Origin of the sequence: Aeromonas sp. ASNIH1 (genome assembly GCF_002934285.1) — a bacterium.
Lineage (GTDB): Bacteria > Pseudomonadota > Gammaproteobacteria > Enterobacterales > Aeromonadaceae > Aeromonas > Aeromonas caviae.
In genome coordinates this window covers 591,319-608,783 of the sequence record NZ_CP026228.1, presented here as the reverse complement: position 1 = coordinate 608,783, position 17,465 = coordinate 591,319, and the positions used below count along the sequence as shown (strand labels likewise).

At 61.7% G+C, this 17,465-nt stretch carries 15 protein-coding genes; 8 read left to right on the top strand and 7 right to left on the bottom strand.

Annotation, left to right across the window (positions count from 1 at the left end; genetic code table 11):
- The first annotated feature begins 141 nt into the window (after positions 1–141).
- The 4 genes from rplU (at position 142) to C2U37_RS02915 (ending at position 3,857) form a co-directional block, all read left to right on the top strand.
- Positions 142–453 carry a 50S ribosomal protein L21 gene (rplU, locus tag C2U37_RS02930; RefSeq protein WP_005304210.1) on the top strand — a complete coding sequence of 104 codons (312 nt, stop codon included), beginning with the start codon at positions 142–144 and terminating at the stop codon, positions 451–453.
- A 17-nt stretch (positions 454–470) separates the two neighbouring features.
- Positions 471–728: a 50S ribosomal protein L27 gene (gene rpmA, locus C2U37_RS02925; protein WP_010673199.1), complete on the top strand. Its 258-nt coding sequence runs from the start codon at positions 471–473 to the stop codon at positions 726–728.
- 189 nt (positions 729–917) lie between these two features.
- On the top strand, positions 918–2,120 hold the full coding sequence (cgtA, locus tag C2U37_RS02920; protein WP_010673200.1) for an Obg family GTPase CgtA: 1,203 nt from the start codon (positions 918–920) through the stop codon (positions 2,118–2,120).
- A gap of 366 nt (positions 2,121–2,486) precedes the next feature.
- Positions 2,487–3,857 carry a YjiH family protein gene (locus C2U37_RS02915; RefSeq protein ID WP_104451790.1) on the top strand — a complete coding sequence of 457 codons (1,371 nt, stop codon included), beginning with the start codon at positions 2,487–2,489 and terminating at the stop codon, positions 3,855–3,857.
- 70 nt (positions 3,858–3,927) lie between these two features.
- On the opposite strand, the gene C2U37_RS02910 is transcribed toward C2U37_RS02915, so the two are convergent.
- Positions 3,928–6,813, bottom strand: a complete 2,886-nt coding sequence (locus tag C2U37_RS02910) for an HD domain-containing phosphohydrolase (RefSeq protein WP_104451789.1) — start codon at positions 6,811–6,813, stop codon at positions 3,928–3,930.
- A 217-nt stretch (positions 6,814–7,030) separates the two neighbouring features.
- Here C2U37_RS02910 and C2U37_RS02905 point away from each other — a divergent pair, with 217 nt between their 5' ends.
- Both C2U37_RS02905 and C2U37_RS02900 read left to right on the top strand, forming a co-directional pair.
- Positions 7,031–8,020 carry a luciferase-like monooxygenase gene (locus tag C2U37_RS02905; RefSeq protein WP_104451788.1) on the top strand — a complete coding sequence of 330 codons (990 nt, stop codon included), beginning with the start codon at positions 7,031–7,033 and terminating at the stop codon, positions 8,018–8,020.
- A 184-nt stretch (positions 8,021–8,204) separates the two neighbouring features.
- The gene (locus tag C2U37_RS02900) at positions 8,205–8,690 is read left to right on the top strand and encodes a 2TM domain-containing protein (RefSeq protein WP_041211140.1); all 486 of its coding nucleotides are present in this window, start codon (positions 8,205–8,207) and stop codon (positions 8,688–8,690) included.
- Between the two features lie 126 nt (positions 8,691–8,816).
- Here C2U37_RS02900 and C2U37_RS02895 read toward each other — a convergent pair whose 3' ends face one another.
- From C2U37_RS02895 to lptD, 6 genes are read right to left on the bottom strand one after another with little or no spacing between them, the layout of a single operon-like run.
- On the bottom strand, positions 8,817–9,638 hold the full coding sequence (locus C2U37_RS02895; RefSeq protein WP_039040022.1) for a symmetrical bis(5'-nucleosyl)-tetraphosphatase: 822 nt from the start codon (positions 9,636–9,638) through the stop codon (positions 8,817–8,819).
- Between the two features lie 6 nt (positions 9,639–9,644).
- Entirely contained in the window at positions 9,645–10,007 is a 363-nt protein-coding gene (gene apaG / locus C2U37_RS02890; protein WP_010673206.1) for a Co2+/Mg2+ efflux protein ApaG, read from the bottom strand.
- A gap of 4 nt (positions 10,008–10,011) precedes the next feature.
- Positions 10,012–10,824: a 16S rRNA (adenine(1518)-N(6)/adenine(1519)-N(6))-dimethyltransferase RsmA gene (gene rsmA, locus C2U37_RS02885; protein ID WP_010673207.1), complete on the bottom strand. Its 813-nt coding sequence runs from the start codon at positions 10,822–10,824 to the stop codon at positions 10,012–10,014.
- The gene (pdxA, locus tag C2U37_RS02880) at positions 10,814–11,809 is read right to left on the bottom strand and encodes a 4-hydroxythreonine-4-phosphate dehydrogenase PdxA (protein WP_042881321.1); all 996 of its coding nucleotides are present in this window, start codon (positions 11,807–11,809) and stop codon (positions 10,814–10,816) included. Before pdxA ends, rsmA begins: the two co-directional genes overlap by 11 nt.
- A gap of 50 nt (positions 11,810–11,859) precedes the next feature.
- Positions 11,860–13,152, bottom strand: coding sequence for a peptidylprolyl isomerase SurA (gene surA / locus C2U37_RS02875; RefSeq protein ID WP_104451787.1), 1,293 nt, complete (start codon positions 13,150–13,152; stop codon positions 11,860–11,862).
- Between the two features lie 30 nt (positions 13,153–13,182).
- Positions 13,183–15,615, bottom strand: a complete 2,433-nt coding sequence (gene lptD / locus C2U37_RS02870; protein ID WP_104451786.1) for an LPS assembly protein LptD — start codon at positions 15,613–15,615, stop codon at positions 13,183–13,185.
- A 174-nt stretch (positions 15,616–15,789) separates the two neighbouring features.
- Here lptD and C2U37_RS02865 point away from each other — a divergent pair, with 174 nt between their 5' ends.
- Together C2U37_RS02865 and murU are read left to right on the top strand one after the other, a co-directional pair.
- Positions 15,790–16,794, top strand: coding sequence for an aminoglycoside phosphotransferase family protein (locus C2U37_RS02865; RefSeq protein WP_104451785.1), 1,005 nt, complete (start codon positions 15,790–15,792; stop codon positions 16,792–16,794).
- Positions 16,791–17,459: an N-acetylmuramate alpha-1-phosphate uridylyltransferase MurU gene (gene murU / locus C2U37_RS02860; RefSeq protein ID WP_104451784.1), complete on the top strand. Its 669-nt coding sequence runs from the start codon at positions 16,791–16,793 to the stop codon at positions 17,457–17,459. Before C2U37_RS02865 ends, murU begins: the two co-directional genes overlap by 4 nt.
- Positions 17,460–17,465: the final 6 nt, after the last annotated feature.

Sequence of the window (17,465 nt, the reverse complement as noted above, 5' to 3'; positions counted from 1 at the left end):
CAGATATGCGCACAAAATAAACTTTTTGCTAAATTGGCCTTGCCTCGGCAAATCGTTCTGCGTAGAATGCCCGCCCATTGTTATAGGTTTTTGTGCGTGTCTGGCCTTGAGCAAAAGACACGCCTTTACGGAGTTAATCAAATGTACGCGGTATTCCAAAGCGGCGGAAAACAACACCGTGTGGCCGAAGGTCAAATCGTTCGTCTGGAAAAGCTGAACGTTGAGACTGGCGCTACCATCGACTTCAACGAAGTGCTGATGGTTGCTGCAGGCGACACTTTCAAAGTAGGTGCTCCTTTCGTTGAAGGTGGCAAGGTTGTGGCTGAAGTTGTGGCTCACGGCCGTGGCGAGAAAGTGACTATCGTCAAGTTCCGTCGTCGTAAGCACCACCGTAAGCAAGCGGGCCACCGTCAGTGGTTCACTGAAGTCAAAATCACTGGCATCAGCGCTTAATTAGAGGAGTCCGATAGATGGCACACAAAAAAGCTGGCGGTTCATCCCGCAACGGTCGCGATTCTGAAGCTAAACGCCTCGGCGTGAAGCGTTTCGGCGGCGAAACAGTTCTGGCTGGCAGCATCATCGTTCGTCAGCGCGGCACCAAGTTCCACGCTGGTGAGAACGTTGGTCTGGGCAAGGACCACACTCTGTTCGCTACCGCGAACGGTAAAGTGCAGTTCGAAGTTAAAGGTCCGCAGAATCGTAAGTACGTCAGCATCGTTGCTGAGTAATTACGGACCGCAAGGATCCGAAGCCCCGCCAACATGGCGGGGCTTTTGTTTTTCTGATGAGTTTGACGAAAAAACGGCACGCGGATGAGCCGGCGCAGACAGCCCTCATCGGCCAGATGCGCCTCGCCCGAAGGGGCCCGTATCACTATAATTGCGTATCGGTTTTTCGAATTAAGGTGACGGTTACCTATGAAGTTTGTTGATGAAGTCCAGATTCGAGTCGATGCCGGTGACGGTGGTAACGGTTGTGTGAGCTTCCGCCGCGAGAAGTACATCCCGAACGGCGGCCCGGACGGCGGTGACGGCGGTGATGGTGGCGACGTGTATCTGGTGGCCGATGAAAACCTGAATACCCTGATCGACTACCGTTTCGAGCGCTTCCACGCCGCCGAGCGTGGCGAGAACGGCCAGAGTGCCAACTGTACCGGTCGTCGCGGCAAGGACAAGATCCTGCGCGTGCCGGTGGGAACCCGTGCCACCGATGAAGACACCGGCGAACTGCTGGGGGATTTGACCAGTCACGATCAGAAGCTGCTGGTTGCCAAGGGCGGCTTCCACGGCCTTGGCAACACCCGCTTCAAGAGTTCGGTCAACCGGGCGCCGCGCCAGAAGAGCAACGGCACCCCGGGTGAAGTGCGTACCCTGAGGCTGGAGCTGCTGCTGCTGGCGGATGTCGGCATGCTGGGTTTGCCGAACGCAGGCAAGTCCACCTTCATTCGCGCCGTTTCTGCGGCCCGTCCGAAAGTGGCAGACTACCCCTTCACCACCCTGGTACCGAACCTGGGTGTGGTACGTGGCGAGAACTCCCGCTCCTTCGTCATTGCAGACATTCCCGGCCTCATCGAAGGGGCTGCCGAGGGTGCAGGCCTGGGGATCCGCTTCCTCAAGCACCTGGAGCGTTGCCGCGTCCTGATCCACCTGGTGGATATCTGCCCGGTGGATGGCTCCGATCCTGCCGAGAACGCCGTGACCATCGTCCGGGAGCTGGAAAAATACAGTCCCGAGCTGGCGGGCAAGCCGCGCTGGCTGGTGTTCAACAAGATGGACCTGATCCTGGAAGAAGAGGCTCAGGAAGTGATGGACAGAGTCAAGGCAGCCCTCAACCACGAAGGTCCGGTCTACGCCATTACCGCCATCAGCAAGGAAGGCACCAAGAAGGTGTGCTACGACATCCTGGATCTGCTGGACACCATGCCCCGTCAGCTGGCGGAGGATGCCAGAGACGCCATCGAGAAGGTGGAGTTCAAGTGGGACGACTACCACAAGAACCAGCTTGCCAAGGCGGAAGCCGATGCCCTGGCGGCGTCCAAGGCCTTCGATGATGGCCTGGACGATGACGACTGGGACGATGAGGACGACGACGGCGTCGAAGTCATTTACGTTCGCGATTGAGCATCATGTTCGTGACAAGACCGGAGCCAGACAGGCTCCGGTTTTTTTATGGGAGGATCGACGGGATCACCCTATAGATATATTTTTCATGTCTCTTATTGCCTGACAGTGGCTGCGGATTATACTGCGCACCTGAATGTAACCTGTATGAAACATTGTGCTAACCATTCAAATTGAATCGATATGCATGACTGTTTTGGTTTGTTCTTATGGATGGTTCGCCTGATAAAATATTTATGCTTGAAATGATCAATTAATGGCTTGTTTGTGCAGTTTTTTGGGTTATTCTTGCGCCCGTTTTCCGGGTGAGGGCATGAGTATGCAGGCGGCCCGGCTGAAGGAAAAGTCACATTTAAGGCTGTTTATATGTTGGAAAAGACCCTGGAAGCACCGGCAATCCGTACTCGCCGCAACGTGCTGATGTTTTTGATCCCGTCACTGATCGGGATCCTGCTGTTCATGACCCCGGTCATCTATGACGGCAATGTCACCATTCCCGTCGCCGTGTTGGCGAAGCTGGTTCAAACGGTGTTTGCCGATCATCTGGTGGCCATGGTCAGCGCCATCATCACCACCACCATGCTGATGACCCTGATCGCCTGGCTGTTCAAACCGGCGATCCTGGTGAAACGGCCCTTCCTCAACAGCCTGTTCAACGTCCCCCCCTTCTGGGCGTGCGTGCGGGTGCTGGGCGGGGTCTTCGTGCTGTTGACCTTCTTTGAAGCCGGTCCCGAGGTGCTGCGCTCAGGGGCGACCGGCGGCCTGGTGTTGCACGATCTGCTGCCGGTACTGTTCTCCGTCTTCATCTTTGCGGGCCTGCTGCTGCCCTTGCTGCTGGATTTTGGTCTGCTGGAGTTTGTCGGTACCATGATGACCCGCATCATGCGTCCGGTGTTCCGTCTGCCGGGGCGTTCTGCGGTGGACTGTTTCGCCTCCTGGCTCGGTGATGGCAGCGTCGGGATCCTGCTGACCAGCAAGCAGTATGAAGGCAAGTTTTACACCCAGCGGGAAGCGGCCGTCATCGGTACCACCTTCTCCGCCGTCTCCATCACCTTCTGTCTGGTGGTGATCTCCCAGGTGAAGCTGGAGCACATGTTCGTCCCCTTCTACCTGACCGTCTGCCTGGCCGGTGTGGTGGCCGCCATCGTGGTGCCGCGCCTGCCGCCGCTCTCCTGGAAGAAGGATGTCTACAGCGACGGTACTCCCCTGTGCCGCAAGCAGGAGGCCATCCCCCATCAGCACAGCGTACTGAGCTACGGCTACCATCGTGCCCTGACCAAGGCCGACAGCATGACGGATCTCGGCGCCGTGGCGCGTGAAGGGGTGAAAAACGCCCTGGACATGGTGTTTGGCGTGCTGCCGGTGGTGATGGCCGTCGGGACCTGTGCCCTGATGCTGGCGGAGCACACCCCGGTGTTCAACTGGCTGGGGGCGCCCTTCGTGCCTTTGCTCGAGCTGCTGCAACTGCCGGAGGCGGAAGCCGCTTCCAAGACCATCATGGTGGGCTTCGCCGACATGTTCATCCCGGCGGTGCTGGCCTCCACTATCGAGAGTGACATCACCCGCTTCGTGATCGCCGCCATGTCGGTCACCCAGCTCATCTACATGTCGGAAGTGGGCGCTCTGTTGCTGGGCAGCAAGATCCCGGTCAAGTTGTGGGAGCTGTTCGTCATCTTCCTGCTGCGCACCCTGGTCACCCTGCCGGTGATTGCCGGTGTGGCGCACCTGCTGTTCTAAGGGGCGAAGTGGAACGAAAAACGGTCAACCCGGGTTGACCGTTTTTTTATGGGCGAGTGTCAGCGGAAGGTCAGTGTGATCCTGCCAGCAGGGCCTGGCATTCGACCTCGTCCAACTGCTCGGGGGCGAGGAAGCGTCTGGCGTAGTCCCGCCAGATGCCGCTCTCGATGAAGAGGGCAAACAGGGCCGGGTCTATGTGCTGTTCCTGCACCATCTTCACCATGATGGCCAGGGACTGGGAGACCGTCTTGCCTGACTTGTAGGGGCGATCGCTCGCCGTCAGCGCCTCGAAGATGTCTGCAATGGCCATGATGCGGGCTGGAATGCTCATCTGCCCCCCTTGCAACTGGCGCGGATAGCCCGTGCCGTCCATCCGCTCGTGATGGCCCCCCGCAATCTCCGGCACCTTGCGCAAATGGCGGGGGAAGGGAAGCTTCTCCAGCATGCGTATGGTCTGGATGATGTGATCGTTGATCTTGTAGCGCTCTTCTTCGGTGAGGGTGCCACGGCCGATGGCGAGATTGTAACGTTCCCCCCTGTTGTAGAGGTGGGTGGGCACCCGCACCTTGAAGCCCCATGGGTTGTGTCGGGCGAGATTGTCGTGCTCGGGGCGAGGGATGAGATGGACCGCCTTGTCGGCGAGCAGCGACTCTCGGCAGGGGAGGGGAGAGGGTGCCTCCTGGTGGCGCTTGCGCTCCTCCTGACTGATGCCGAGCCGATCGTCCAGAGTGCGCAACCAGGTGCGGCTGGCGATGGCATCCAGCCTGGCGAGTTTCTCCGGCGCCATCCACTCGCCCCCCAGATTGCACTCGGCCACGAAGGCGAACTCCTGATCCAGGGTGTGCCAGAGGGGGGTTACAGCCTCGAGGGCGGCCTGCTGCCCGGATGGAGGCAGCAGGGCGCAGAGCGCCTCGATGTGGGCATCCCGCTTGAGCACCTCGAAGCGGGTGCGGATCTCGTGGATCCTGTCGTAAATGGTCTCGAGCTTGGTCGCCTTGTCCACCACGAACTCCGGGGTGGTGACCTTGCCGCAGTCGTGCAGCCAGCTCGCGATATGGATGGCCTCCCACTCCTCTTCGTTGAGCCGGAAATCGGCAAAGGGCCCCGTCTGCTGTGCGCAGGCGGCCTGGGTCAGCATCCTGGCCAGTTCCGGCACCCGCTGGCAGTGGCCGCCGGTGTAGGGGCTCTTGGCATCGATGGCACCAGCGATGAGCTCGATGAAGGCTTCCAGCAGTTGTTTCTGCTCCTCCAGCAGACGCTGGTTTTCGATGGCGGAGGAGGAGGTGCCCGCCAGCGCCTCGATGAGGCTGATGCGCGAGGCCAGTTCGCGGGCCGAGCAGTCTGGCAGGATCAGCAGCAGGCAGCCGATCAGCTCCTGACGGTGGTTGTGAAGGGGTTCGACCAGCAGTTGGCAGGCACCGGGGAAGGGGCCCCAGTCGGTGAGGAAGCGGGCCCACTGTGCCTCGTCGAGGGGCAGGCAGAGGCGCTCCGTGTGGTAGAGACCGCCGAGCAGCGCCGCCTGCCACTGTACCTGTTCGCACGCCAGCGGCTGCCCCTGCCAGATGGCGTGAACGGCCTGCATCTCGCTCTCCTGGGCCAGGAAGAGGCAGCCGCCCTCGGCCTGGGCTGCCGCCACCGTCTCGTGCAGGATGCGGCTGAGCAACGAATCGAAGCGATGCTCTGCCGCCAGCGCCCGGCCCATGTTCATGAAATTGCCGAGGGTCAGGCGCATGCTGGACATGGCGCGGGCGAGGTCGTCAATTTCGCGGATCGCCGAATCCGGCCCCGGGCTTTCGCCAAAGTCGAAGTGCTGGATCCGCTCAGCCTCCCCGGTCAATACCAGCAAAGGGGCGGCAGTGCGCCGGGCTGCCAGCCAGATGACGGGCAGCAGGAGCAGCAGACCGGCAAGGGCCCAGGCGAGATTGTGCAGTGCATCCTGGCGCGCCGGGGCGGTGAGCACCTCGGTGGGCACCAGGAGGGCGAGATAAAACGGAGACTCTTCCCCGAGGGAGGAGAGGTTGACCAGCCACTCCTGACCCTGAACCGTTGCCAGGGTCAGCTCGGCGGGGTGATGCAGCAGGGCTGGCCGCGCGGCCATCTCCTGTTGCAGCCTGGTGAGAATGGGGTGATTGAGGGCCGACAGCATGGGCAGGCGGCTCAGTTGCTCGAAGCTTGGAAGGCGCTCGGGATCCGTGGCCAGCAGGGTCCCGACCTCGTCAAACAGCACCAACTGGCTGTGACCGGGCAGGGGCAACTCGCCGATGAGGGAAGAGAGCCCCTCCATGCCCGCATCGAGTCCGATCACCGCCCGGCGATCGTCGCTCTCCACCGCCAGTGTCATGCCTGGCTCCCGGGTAGTGAAGAAGAGGTAGGGGTGGGTCACTATGATGCCGGTGTTCCAGCGCGCCTCCTTGTACCAGCCCCGATCTCGCGGATCGAAACGGTAATCCGGCATGGGGCGCCGCTCCAGCAGCCGCAGCCGCTGGTCGAAATAGAGGAACTCTCCCTGTCCCTGATGCAGGCTCTGGACCAGCAGGCGGCTCTCGGGCGGAGGCGCCTCCAACGCCCCTCTCGCCCGTTCGGTCAGCTTGCGTACCAGAAAGAAATCGCCGTCCTCGTAACCGGCATAGATGGCGCCGTAACTGGTGCTGTTGGCCAGTACTTCTGCCAGCTGGGGCAGGAAGGCTAGCCGCGTCTCCAGCCCTGTCATGGCGGACAGCTGGCCGCTGCGCAGCAGATTCAGGGACATGCGGGCCGGTCGCTGGTTCAGCTTGATGGCGAGGGCAAGCTGCTCCCGGTATTGCTGGAAGCTCTGACGTTCGTGCTCCAGCCCCTGCTGCATGCCCTGCTGGAACTGCAGCACGATGAGGGCGCCCCCCAGCAAGGAGAAGAGCAGGATGAAAAGGGTGGCAATGTATACGTAAAAGGGTCTGCGACTGAGACTTGCGTTTGTCATGGACGGATCCTTGTCCCCTGGCGATCGCCGTATTGGTCACCTAACAGTGTGCTTGCTGGATGACAAAAAGCCTAGGACTCGATCTTGCGCTCTTCAGCCCCAAATCAACAGCCGGCCTTCGCGCTGCGTCCTTGCCCCTGTGGTGAGATGATTCGTTCAGATATCTCGTGCTACATTGCTCCCCTGATAAACGCCCTGTGAACCAATGGAGTGTCCCATGTCTGTCGTCCCCTATTCCGTGCTGGATCTGGTGCCCGTTCCCGAAGGTGGTCTGCCGGCCGAGTCGTTTCGCCACTCGCTGGATCTGGCTCGCCATGCGGAGCGCTGGGGTTACCATCGCTACTGGCTGGCGGAGCACCACAACATGCCGGGCATTGCCAGCGCCGCCACAGCGGTGCTGATTGGCCACCTGGCCGGGGGCACCACGACGTTGCGGCTCGGGGCTGGCGGCATCATGTTGCCGAACCACTCCCCCCTGGTCATTGCGGAGCAGTTCGGTACGCTGAGTTCCCTCTATCCGGATCGCATCGATCTCGGCCTGGGCCGCGCCCCTGGCAGCGATCAGCGCACCATGCAGGCGCTGCGCCGCCAGCGCAGCGGCGAGGTGGATGATTTCCCGGCGGATGTACGCGAACTGATGAGTTATTTTGGCGACGAGGTCGGTGCCGTGCAGGCGGTGCCGGGTCAGGGACTCCATGTGCCCATCTGGCTGCTGGGCTCCAGCCTCTACAGTGCCCAACTGGCTGCGGCCATGGGGTTGCCGTTCGGCTTTGCTTCCCACTTCGCTCCCGCCATGTTGCTGCAGGCGCTGGAGCTCTACCGTACCCAATACCGCCCCTCTGCCCGCTGGCCCAAACCCCATGCGGTGGTGTGCGTCAATCTGATCGCCGCCGACACCGACCGTGAGGCCCGCTTCCTGTTCACCACCCTGCAGCAGCAGTTCCTGCGTCTCTACCGGGGGGATGCCGGCAAGCTGCCACTGCCGGTGCAGACGCTGGGGGATGAGTGGTCTCCCCGCGAATTGATGGCGATGGAGCAGACCCTGGCTCGCTCCCTGGTGGGGGAGCCGGATCGGGTACGCCACGGCCTCAAGGCTCTGCTGGCAGAGACCGGAGCGGACGAGCTGATGTTCAACGGCCCCATCGTCGATCATCAGGCGCGCCTGCGCTCCTTCGAGATTGGTGCCGAGCTGATGCAGGGGTTGTAAGCCCCCGCGACGCCTGGCCGCCAGCGGCACGCCAAGCCTGGTTGCTCGGGGCGCAAGAGCCACGATTGCGTGGTAGTAAGATTTTGATTTTTAAAGGAAGTCAGGTGAGTGTCGGCCATCTGTCGTGTTGCCTCTCATCCCCTTTCCCTATGCTGGCCCTGTCAATCACCACAAGGAGCGCAAGATGATCGTCAGGAAGTTGAGATTGCAACGGGGATGGTCCCAGGAACAGCTGGCGACCCTCACAGGCCTGAGCGTTCGCACCATTCAGCGAATAGAGCAGGGACAACAACCCGGACTGGAATCCCTCAAGGCCCTGGCCGCCGTCTTCGAGCTCGATGTGACCCAACTGCAGGAGAGCGAGATGAAAGGGAATGAGGGCGAAGATCGGGGACGCGTGCAGGTGGCGCGGGATGAGCGGGAGGCGATGAAGTTCGTGGAGGGGCTCAGGGGCTTCTACGGCCACCTCATGAGCTATGTGCTGGTGATAGGGGGGCTGTTTGTCATCAACTACCTGAGCAACCCGGACTATATCTGGGCCTGGTGGCCCATGCTGGGATGGGGGCTGGGGCTGGCTTCCCACGCCATCAACCTGTTCCAGCCCTTCAAGCTGTTTGGCCCGGAATGGGAGCGACGCCAGGTCGAGAAACGGCTGGGGCGCAGGCTCTGATCCGCTCATCATGAAAAAACGGGCCCGGCATTGCCGGGCCCGTTCTGTTTTCAGCTCCATTTCACAGGAGAGGGCATTGCTCTCCTCTCAACGGCGGATCATTCCCTTGTTCCGCAAAGAGCCGATCTACTTGGCATAGGCCGGGCAGGGGGTGGCGATCAGGGCGTCGTCCTCGTAGCGCCACAGGGTGAGGCTGTTGCCCCAGACGCACCCGGTGTCGAGTCCCTTGATATCGGATTTGCCGGTGTTGCCCATCAGGGCCGCCCAGTGGCCGAAGACCAGGATGGGGTCATCCACATGGTGCTCGCGCTGCTCGAACCAGGGGCGCAGGCCCGGGGTCGATTCGGTGGGGCCCTTCTTGCATTTGAAGTCGAGGCGCCCGTCGAAGTAGCAAAAGCGCATCCGGGTGAAGCTGTTGATGATGTAGCGGTAACGCTCTATGCCCAGCAGGTTGTCGTTCCAGCTGTCGGGCTGATCGCCATACATGTTGTGCAGCAGCCAGCTGTACTGATCCCCGCGCAGCAGGCTCTCCACCTCCCGGGCACAACTGCGGGCGGTGTGGGCGTCCCAGGCGGGGGAGAGGCCCGCATGCACCATCATGATGGGCAGGTCGGGGTGTTCTGCCAGCAGGGGACGGTGACGCAGCCACTCCAGCAGCTCGTCCCGATCCGGCGCCTCCATCAGCGCCTGCAACTTGTCTTTCTTCTTGAGCGGGGCGACCCCGTGGGCCACCGCCAGCAGGTGCAGGTCGTGGTTGCCGAGCACGGTGACGGCCTGCTGCCCCAGTGATTTGACGAAACGCAGGGTGTTGAGGGAGTCCGGCCCCCGGGCGACGAGATCGCCGCACAGCCAGAGCGTGTCGTTATCGAAGTCGAACTCGGCAAGATCCAGCAGACGGCGCAAATCGTCGTAGCAGCCCTGGATATCACCGACGAAACAGTTCGCCATGAAACCTCAGTTGATTATGTTGGGGACGGCCAGCGTGAAGGGGGCGATGGGGGCTTCGAATTGTTGCCCCGATTCATCCTGCAGGATGTAGCTGCCTTCCATCACGCCAAGCGGTGTGGCGAGGGGAACGCCACTCTGGTAGGAAAAGGTCTCGCCGGGGGCGATCAGGGGTTGTTCACCGACCACGCCGGGACCTTCCACTTCCAGCATCTTGCCATTGGCATCCGTAATGAGCCAGCGTCGATGCAGCAGTTGCACCGTGCCCGGACCCAGGTTCTCAATCTCGATGCGATAGAGAAAATGGTAGGGATCTGCGGTTCCCGCCACATAGCTGGGGTGGGGGCGGACCACTATCCGGGCTTGGGTCATGGGATCAGGCCTGTTGCTGGTCGGCCAGCCAGTTGGCGATCGTGACGAACTGCTCGAGGGAGAGATTCTCCGGGCGCAGGTTGCCATCGATGCCAAGCTCGGTCAGCTGGGCGTCGGTGATGAAGTTGGAGAAGCTGTTGCGAATGGTCTTGCGACGCTGGCCGAAGCCCTCGGTGCAGACCCGGTTCAAGCAACGAATGTCTTTCGCGACGATAGTCGGGTTCTTGTGCGGGATCAGACGCACCACGGCGGAATCCACCTTCGGCGCCGGCTTGAAGGCGCCCGGGCCCACTTCCAGCACCGGCACTACCTGACAGTAGTACTGGGTCATCACGCTCAGACGGCCATAGGCCTTGCTGCCCGGGCCGGCGGCCAGACGCAGCACCACTTCCTTTTGCAGCATGAAGTGCATGTCCTCCACCCGGTCGGCAAATTCGCACAGGTGGAAGATGAGCGGGGTGGAGATGTTGTAGGGCAGGTTGCCGAAGATGCGCAGCGGCCCCTTGCCTTCCCCCATCAGGGTACTGAAGTCAAAGCGCATGGCATCGGCTTCGATGACGGTCAGCTTCTCTTTCAGGGTCGGGTGTTCGCGCAGACGTGCGGCAAGATCCCGGTCCAGCTCGACCACGGTCATCTTGTCCATCTGGGCGGCGACCGGCTCGGTGAGCGCGGCCAGACCCGGGCCTATCTCCACCAGATTCTGACCCGGTTGCGGGTTGATGGCGGCCACTATCTGGTCGATCACATACCGGTCGTGCAAGAAGTTCTGACCGAAACGCTTACGGGCCGTGTGGCCCATGTGCACCTTACTGCTCATATCTTTTTTTCTCTACCATCTGGATGGCGTGGTTGATCGCGGTGGTGAGGCTGCCGGGGTCTGCCAGGTTCTTGCCTGCCAGATCCAGCGCGGTGCCGTGGTCCACCGAGGTACGGATGAAGGGAAGTCCGAGGGTGATGTTGACCGAGTTGCCAAAGCCCTTGTACTTGAGCACGGGCAGCCCCTGATCGTGGTACATGGCGAGTACCGCATCCGCATCCTTGAGGTATTTGTCCTGGAACAGGGTATCGGCCGGCAGCGGGCCGACCAGATCGATCCCTTCCTGGCGCAGGGCGACCAGGGCGGGTTCGATGACATCGATCTCTTCACGGCCCAGATGACCCCCTTCCCCGGCATGGGGATTGAGGCCGCAGACATAGATCCGGGGCTGTTCGATGCCGAATTTGCGCTTGAGATCCGCATCCAGGATGCGGATCACCTTGCCAAGGCGATCCTCGGTGATGGCCTTGGCCACATAGGCAAGGGGAATATGGGTGGTCGCGAGGGCCACTCTCAGCCCTTCGGTGGCCAGCAGCATCACCACATCGGCGGTGTCGGACTGCTGGGCGAAGAACTCGGTGTGACCGCTGAACGAGACGCCCGCCTGGTTGATGATCCCCTTGTGCACCGGCCCGGTCACCACGGCGGCAAATTCGCCGCTCAGGTTGCCGTCGCAGGCGCGCTGCAAGGTAGCCAGCACATAGGCGCCGTTGCCCTCATCCAGCTTGCCTGGCACCACGGGGGCGCCGAGCGGCACGGGGCAGACGGTCAGAGTCCCCGCCCGCTGCGGACGGGTGGGGGCGCTTTCGTCATAGGGTTCAAGCTCGACGGACAGCCCCAGCAGGGCGGCCCGTTCGCGCAACAGGGCGGGATCGGCGATCACCACCAACTGATGGGGCCAGGCCCGCTGGGCAATCTGCAGGACCAGATCCGGGCCTATGCCAGCCGGTTCACCCGGGGTGATGGCAAGCCGGTGGCAGCTCAGCTGTGCCTCGGCGTGCCCTGGATGCGCCTTGTTCATCTGCTTGTCGCCCATCAATTGGGTTCGATCTGGATGTAGGCTTCGTCGCGCAGCTCATCCAGCCAGGCCTGGGACTCTTCGGCGAAGCGGCGGTTGAAGATGAGCTGGTAGGCGCGTTGCTCCTGGGCCTTGCCGGTGGCGTCCTGGCTGCGGCGCTCCTCGAGCTGCACGATGTGCCAGCCGTGGCTGGTACGGAAGGGTTCGCTGATCTGGCCCGGTTGCAGGCGACCCAGCATGTCGCGGAATTCCGGCACATAGACGTTGGGATCAGACCAGCCCAGCTCGCCACCCTGCACCGCAGAGCCCGGATCCTCGGAGTATTTCTCTGCCATGCTGGCAAAGCTGGCCTTGCCGCTCTTGATGTCGTGCAGGATGCCGTCCAGGGTGCCCTTGGCCTTCTCCTCGCTCAGGATGATGGAGGGCTTGATCAGGATGTGGCGCGCCTTGACCTCGGTCTGCATGATCTGTTGCTGACCCTTGGTGTCGAAGATCTTGATGATGTGCAGACCGGCGCCGGAGCGCAGCGGGCCGACGATGTCACCCTTGCCGGCCCCTTGCACGGCTTCCGCCATCAGGGTGGGCATCTCCTGCGGGCTCAACCAGCCCCAGTCACCCCCTTCCAGCGCCTTGGGACCGTTACTCTCGGCAATGGCCAGCTTGCGGAAGTCGGCCCCCTCTTTCAGGGACGCCAGAATGCGCTCGATCTTGGCCTTGGCAGCGTTGAGCTGCTCGGCATTCGGGTTGTCCGGCAGCGCGACCTGGATATGGCCGATATGATATGACGTCTGCTGCTGGCCCTGTTTGCTCAGGGCCTCGACCACCTGCTTGACCTCCTGATCGGAGATGTTGATGCGACGGCGGACCTGGCTGCGGCGCACCTCGTTCATCAGGATCTCGCGGCGCACCTCCTCACGGTACTGGGCGTAGGTCAGGCCTTCCCGCTCCAGTTGGGCGCGCAGTTGCTCCAGGTTCATCTTGTTGTCGGCGGCGATGCTCTGAATGGCCTGTTCCAGCTGGGTGTCACTGATCTTGAGCCCCTGGCGCTCCGCCAGTTGCAGTTGCAGGCTCTCCTGGATCAGGCGATCCAGCGCCTGCTTGCGCAGGGTGACGTCATCGGGCAGGGACTGGCCGCTCTCCTGGGCGGAGGCCTTGACCTTTTGCACCAGGGCCTCCTGCTGACTGGCCAGCACCACATCCTTGTTGACCACGGCAAGCACCTTGTCCATCAGCTCGGGGGCGGCGAGGGCACCCTGGCTCATGACTCCGAACAGGCCTGCGGTCAGCAGGGAAATCAACGTCTTCTTCATATCCATCTCTCAAGGCGTTTGCCAGACCGATTACTGGTCTCGCAGGTTAAACGGACGAATGTAAGGCAGTGCTTCGGTGTCCAGGGAGGTGCCCTTGGAGCCGGTACCCACGCTACCCAATCCTTTCATTTCAAATTGAATGCCGAGGCTGCGCTCGGACGTCGGGGTCAGGTTCACGTTGTCTGGCGTGTTGACCCATTCCAGGTTGAAGTTGATGCTCCAGCAGCAGGAGTCGTATTTCAGACCCACCTTGCGGTCCACTTTGACGTTCTGGTTGAGCTCCTGATAGTAGCCGCCATAAAGGTGCCAGCGATCGTCCAGCGGGGTGGTCAGCAGCAGGCCGATCTGGTTGAGATCCGTCACCTGGCCCTTGTGGTCGAGGTCGTAGTTGGCATCCCGCACGAAGCGGTGGTTCAACTGGCTGATCAACTTCTCGTGACGGTACTCCAGGGCGCTGTTGGCTGAGCTTATCTGGCGCTGTTCCATATCATATTGTGCCCCCGCATGGGCATACCACTGCTCGTTGATCTTGGCGTCACCCTCGAACGATAGCGGGGAGCGGGTATTGGTACTCAGCTCATCGCTGCTGTAAAGCTTGACCCTGGGCGCCACGAAGTCGAAGGCTTGGGCAACGGCCAACCGGATTCGTTCATCCCCGGCCGGATCATAAATGCGGGTGGTGACCCCCAAGGAGAGCCGGTTGGAGTCGCTGATGCGGTCCAGACCGGCGAAGCGGCGATCGCTGAAGAGGCTGTAGTAGTCCTGGCGCATGGTGGTGGAGTCATAGACACCGATGTTGTCCTGATCCTTGTAGGGCACATAGAGGTACTGGAATTCAGGCTCCAGTGTCTGGTTGGCTCCCTCGCCAAACCACTGCTGATCCCGCTCGAAGGTCATGCCGCCCTTGAGACGGAACGAGGGCAGTACCCGGGTGATGGTCCCCTCTTCCAGGGTGACGTCGCCGCCCTCTCTCGGGGTGAAACGATTGGTGAAGGTGCTGCTCATCTGGTCAGGCACCGTCTGGTCGTAACGGGTGTACATCAGCTTGTATTGGCTGTCGAGGAAGTAGCCTGCCTCGTCAACGAGGGGGATGGTCAGGGTGGGGGCCGTGTAGACCCGGGTGCCGGTGTAGGCTTCCCCCTTGTTCTGCTCGATGGCCTGATCGTTGTTGTAGCCGAAGTTGGTCAGCTCGGTATTCCATGCCAGATCGTACCAGTTGCCCTGCTGGTAGTAGTTGTGGTTGATGCGCGGCATCAGCTCGTGGGGTTGCTGGGCGCTGGCCAGCAGGATCTGGTAGGTCCGTACCTCGGCATCGAGGTTCCAGTTCTGCTGGTAGTAACCTGCCTTCAGGGATTGCTGCAACTGGTTGTCGACCTGGGTCCCCACCTTGGGGGTGAAGTCGTTGAAGTAGTTGTAGTCCTGGTCCCGTACCTTGGTGTAGTCCACCGACACCCGCATGGCGTTGTCCATGAACATGGAGGTGTGGCGGGCACTCAGCAGGTAACGGTGACCGTCAGAGAGATGCTGATTGAGGCTGGCCGTCTCGTCGTACTGCTTGTCGTCTGCCAGGTTCTCGAAGTAGAGGCTCCCCACGTGGGCCGGGTCCGGCATGTAGCGGAACTCGACCTGTTCCATCAGGCCCCGTCTGTCCATGAAGCGGGAGGTGATGGTGGCATCGTAGTTGGGGGCGATGTTCCAGTAGAACGGCTGGGTGATGTCCATGCCGTTCTTGGAGCTTTGGGTATAGCCCGGGTAGAGCAGACCGGTCTTGCGCTCATCCTTGATGGGGAAGTTGATATAGGGGAAGTAGAAGACCGGATAGTCATAGAGCCAGAGGCTGGCGTTCCAGGCCTCCCCGAATACCTCGGACTGATCGATGTCGATGCTGCCGGCCTTCAGGGTCCAGGCCTCCTGGCCCGGTGGGCAGGTGGTGTACTGGGCCCCTTCCAGAGTGATGTTCTGGTTGTTGTTGGTCATGGTCACCTTTTCGGCGAAGCCGCGCACCGGTGAGCCATGGACCTGATACTTGCCCTCTTCCAGCTCGGAGTTCTTGGTGTCCAGGTTGGATTTCAGGGTCTTGTCGCTGGTGACCGTGATCTGGCCATCGTTGTAATAGATGTTGCCGATGGCGATGACATCCCGGCTCTTCTGGTCGAGCTGGGCATAGTCGGAGTCGAACTTGCGCACGCCCTGGCGCACCTTGACGTCACCCTCGTAGACGGCGGTACCGCCCTGCTTGGCCTCCAGGCGATCGGCATCCACCTCGACGGGCTGGGCATTGGCGTCCTGGCCCGCACTGGGCTTCTCTATCTTGGGGACATAGTCATAGCAGAGGCTGTCGAGGATCCCGGTAGCGGGTGGCGCATTGAGTGGCGCTGCCTGGGCCATGAGCGGACTCAGGGCAGGAACAAGGCTGATGGTCAGGGCGATGGGACAGGAGTATCCCAGTGTCCATTTTGTCATGTGAAAGGCTCGCGCAATCCGTAGTAAAAACGGTGGATTCAGGGCATGCATTTTATGTCAGGATCCATCGAGTTGACATTGCATGTCATTGCTTTATGTTAGCCGGCAATGATAAAGCATTATTGCGGCCAGGGCTAACAGCCAAGTGCTGCTTTCCAATTTGGTTCCCGACTCATGCACGATCGCGCTTCCCTGCTTTTGCAATGGGCTCGCCGGATTTCCGGTGACGCCAACCTCTCGTTGACGCTTATTTCCGGTGACGCCAGTTTCCGCCGCTACTTCCGGGGTGGCGGTCTGGTGTGGGTGGATGCTAATCCGAAAACCGAAAAAAATCATGAATTCGTTCGCAATGCGGCCGCCCTGCACGATGCGGGGCTGCTGGCCCCCGAGGTAAAGGGGGTCGACTACGAGCAGGGATTGCTGGCGGTGACGGATCTGGGGGATACCCAGCTTATCGGCTGCCTGAACGAAGAGAGCGTACTGGCCTGGTATGGCAAGGCCATCGCCCTGCTGCCAGGGCTCGGCGCCGTGGCGCTCGAGCTCGAGCCCTTCGATGAGGCCTTCATGGCCCGCGAAAATGCCATCTTCCCCGAGTGGTTGCTGGGACATCACTTGCAATTGGCCCTGAGTGATGAAGAGCAGCAGTTGCTGGCGGAGACCTTCGCCTGCCTCACGGCGAGCAACCTGGCCCAGCCACAAGGAGTGATGCACCGGGACTTCCACAGCCGCAACCTGATGGTGTGCGGCGGGACGAATCCGAAGGAGAGCGACCTCGCCCTTATCGACTTCCAGGACATGGTCATCGGGCCGCTGAGCTATGACCTGGTCTCCCTGCTGAAAGACTGCTACGTGCGCTGGCCGGACGCGGTGATCGAGCAGGGCATGCGACTTGGCTTCGACACCCTGCAAGAGGCCGGCCTGCTCGGCAATCTGGACTATGCCGTGTTTCGTCGCGCAGCAGATCTCACCGGCATGCAGCGCCATCTCAAGGCGGCGGGTCTCTTCACCCGCCTCTATCACCGCGATGGCAAGGCCGGCTACCTCAAGGACATTCCTCGTACCCTGGGCTACGTGGTCGATGTCTGTCGCAGCCATGGCACCGCCTATCCGGTGCTGGCCCGCTTCGGTGACTGGCTGCAGCGGCGCGTACTGCCGGGGTTGAGCGAGGTCTCGGCATGAAGGCGATGCTCTTGGCCGCCGGTCGCGGCGAGCGGATGCGACCGCTCACCGACAGCCTGCCCAAGCCGCTGCTGGCGGTGGGGGGCAAGCCGCTCATCGTGCACCATATCGAGAAGCTGAAGGCCGCCGGGGTGCGGGAGCTGGTCATCAACCACGCCTGGCTCGGTCACCAGTTGGTGGCGGCGCTCGGCGACGGCAGCGAACTCGGGGTCAGCATCCAGTGGTCGGCGGAGGAGAGCGCCCTCGAGACCGCAGGCGGCATCGTGCAGGCGCTGCCGCTGCTGGGGGACGAGCCGTTTCTGGTGATCAACGGCGATACCTGGCTCGATCTCGACTATGCCGCCCTGGTGGCTCGGCCACTGGGGGATGATCTCGCCCACCTCTGGCTGGTGCCCAATCCACCCCAGCACCCGCACGGGGATTTCTCCCTGGGAGGAGACAGGGTGCTGGACGCCCCCGCGCTGACCTTCAGCGGCGTCGGCCTCTATCGGCCCGCCGCCTTCGCCGAGCTGGCGCCGGGGGCGCGCAAGCTGGCCCCCCTGCTGCGGCAGTGGATGGCCGAGGGCCGGGTCGGTGGCAGCCTGCTGGCCGGCGAGTGGCGCGACATCGGCACCGTGGCGCGGCTGCGGGAGCTGGACGATCAGTTGCAAGGACGCACTCATTAATTTCAC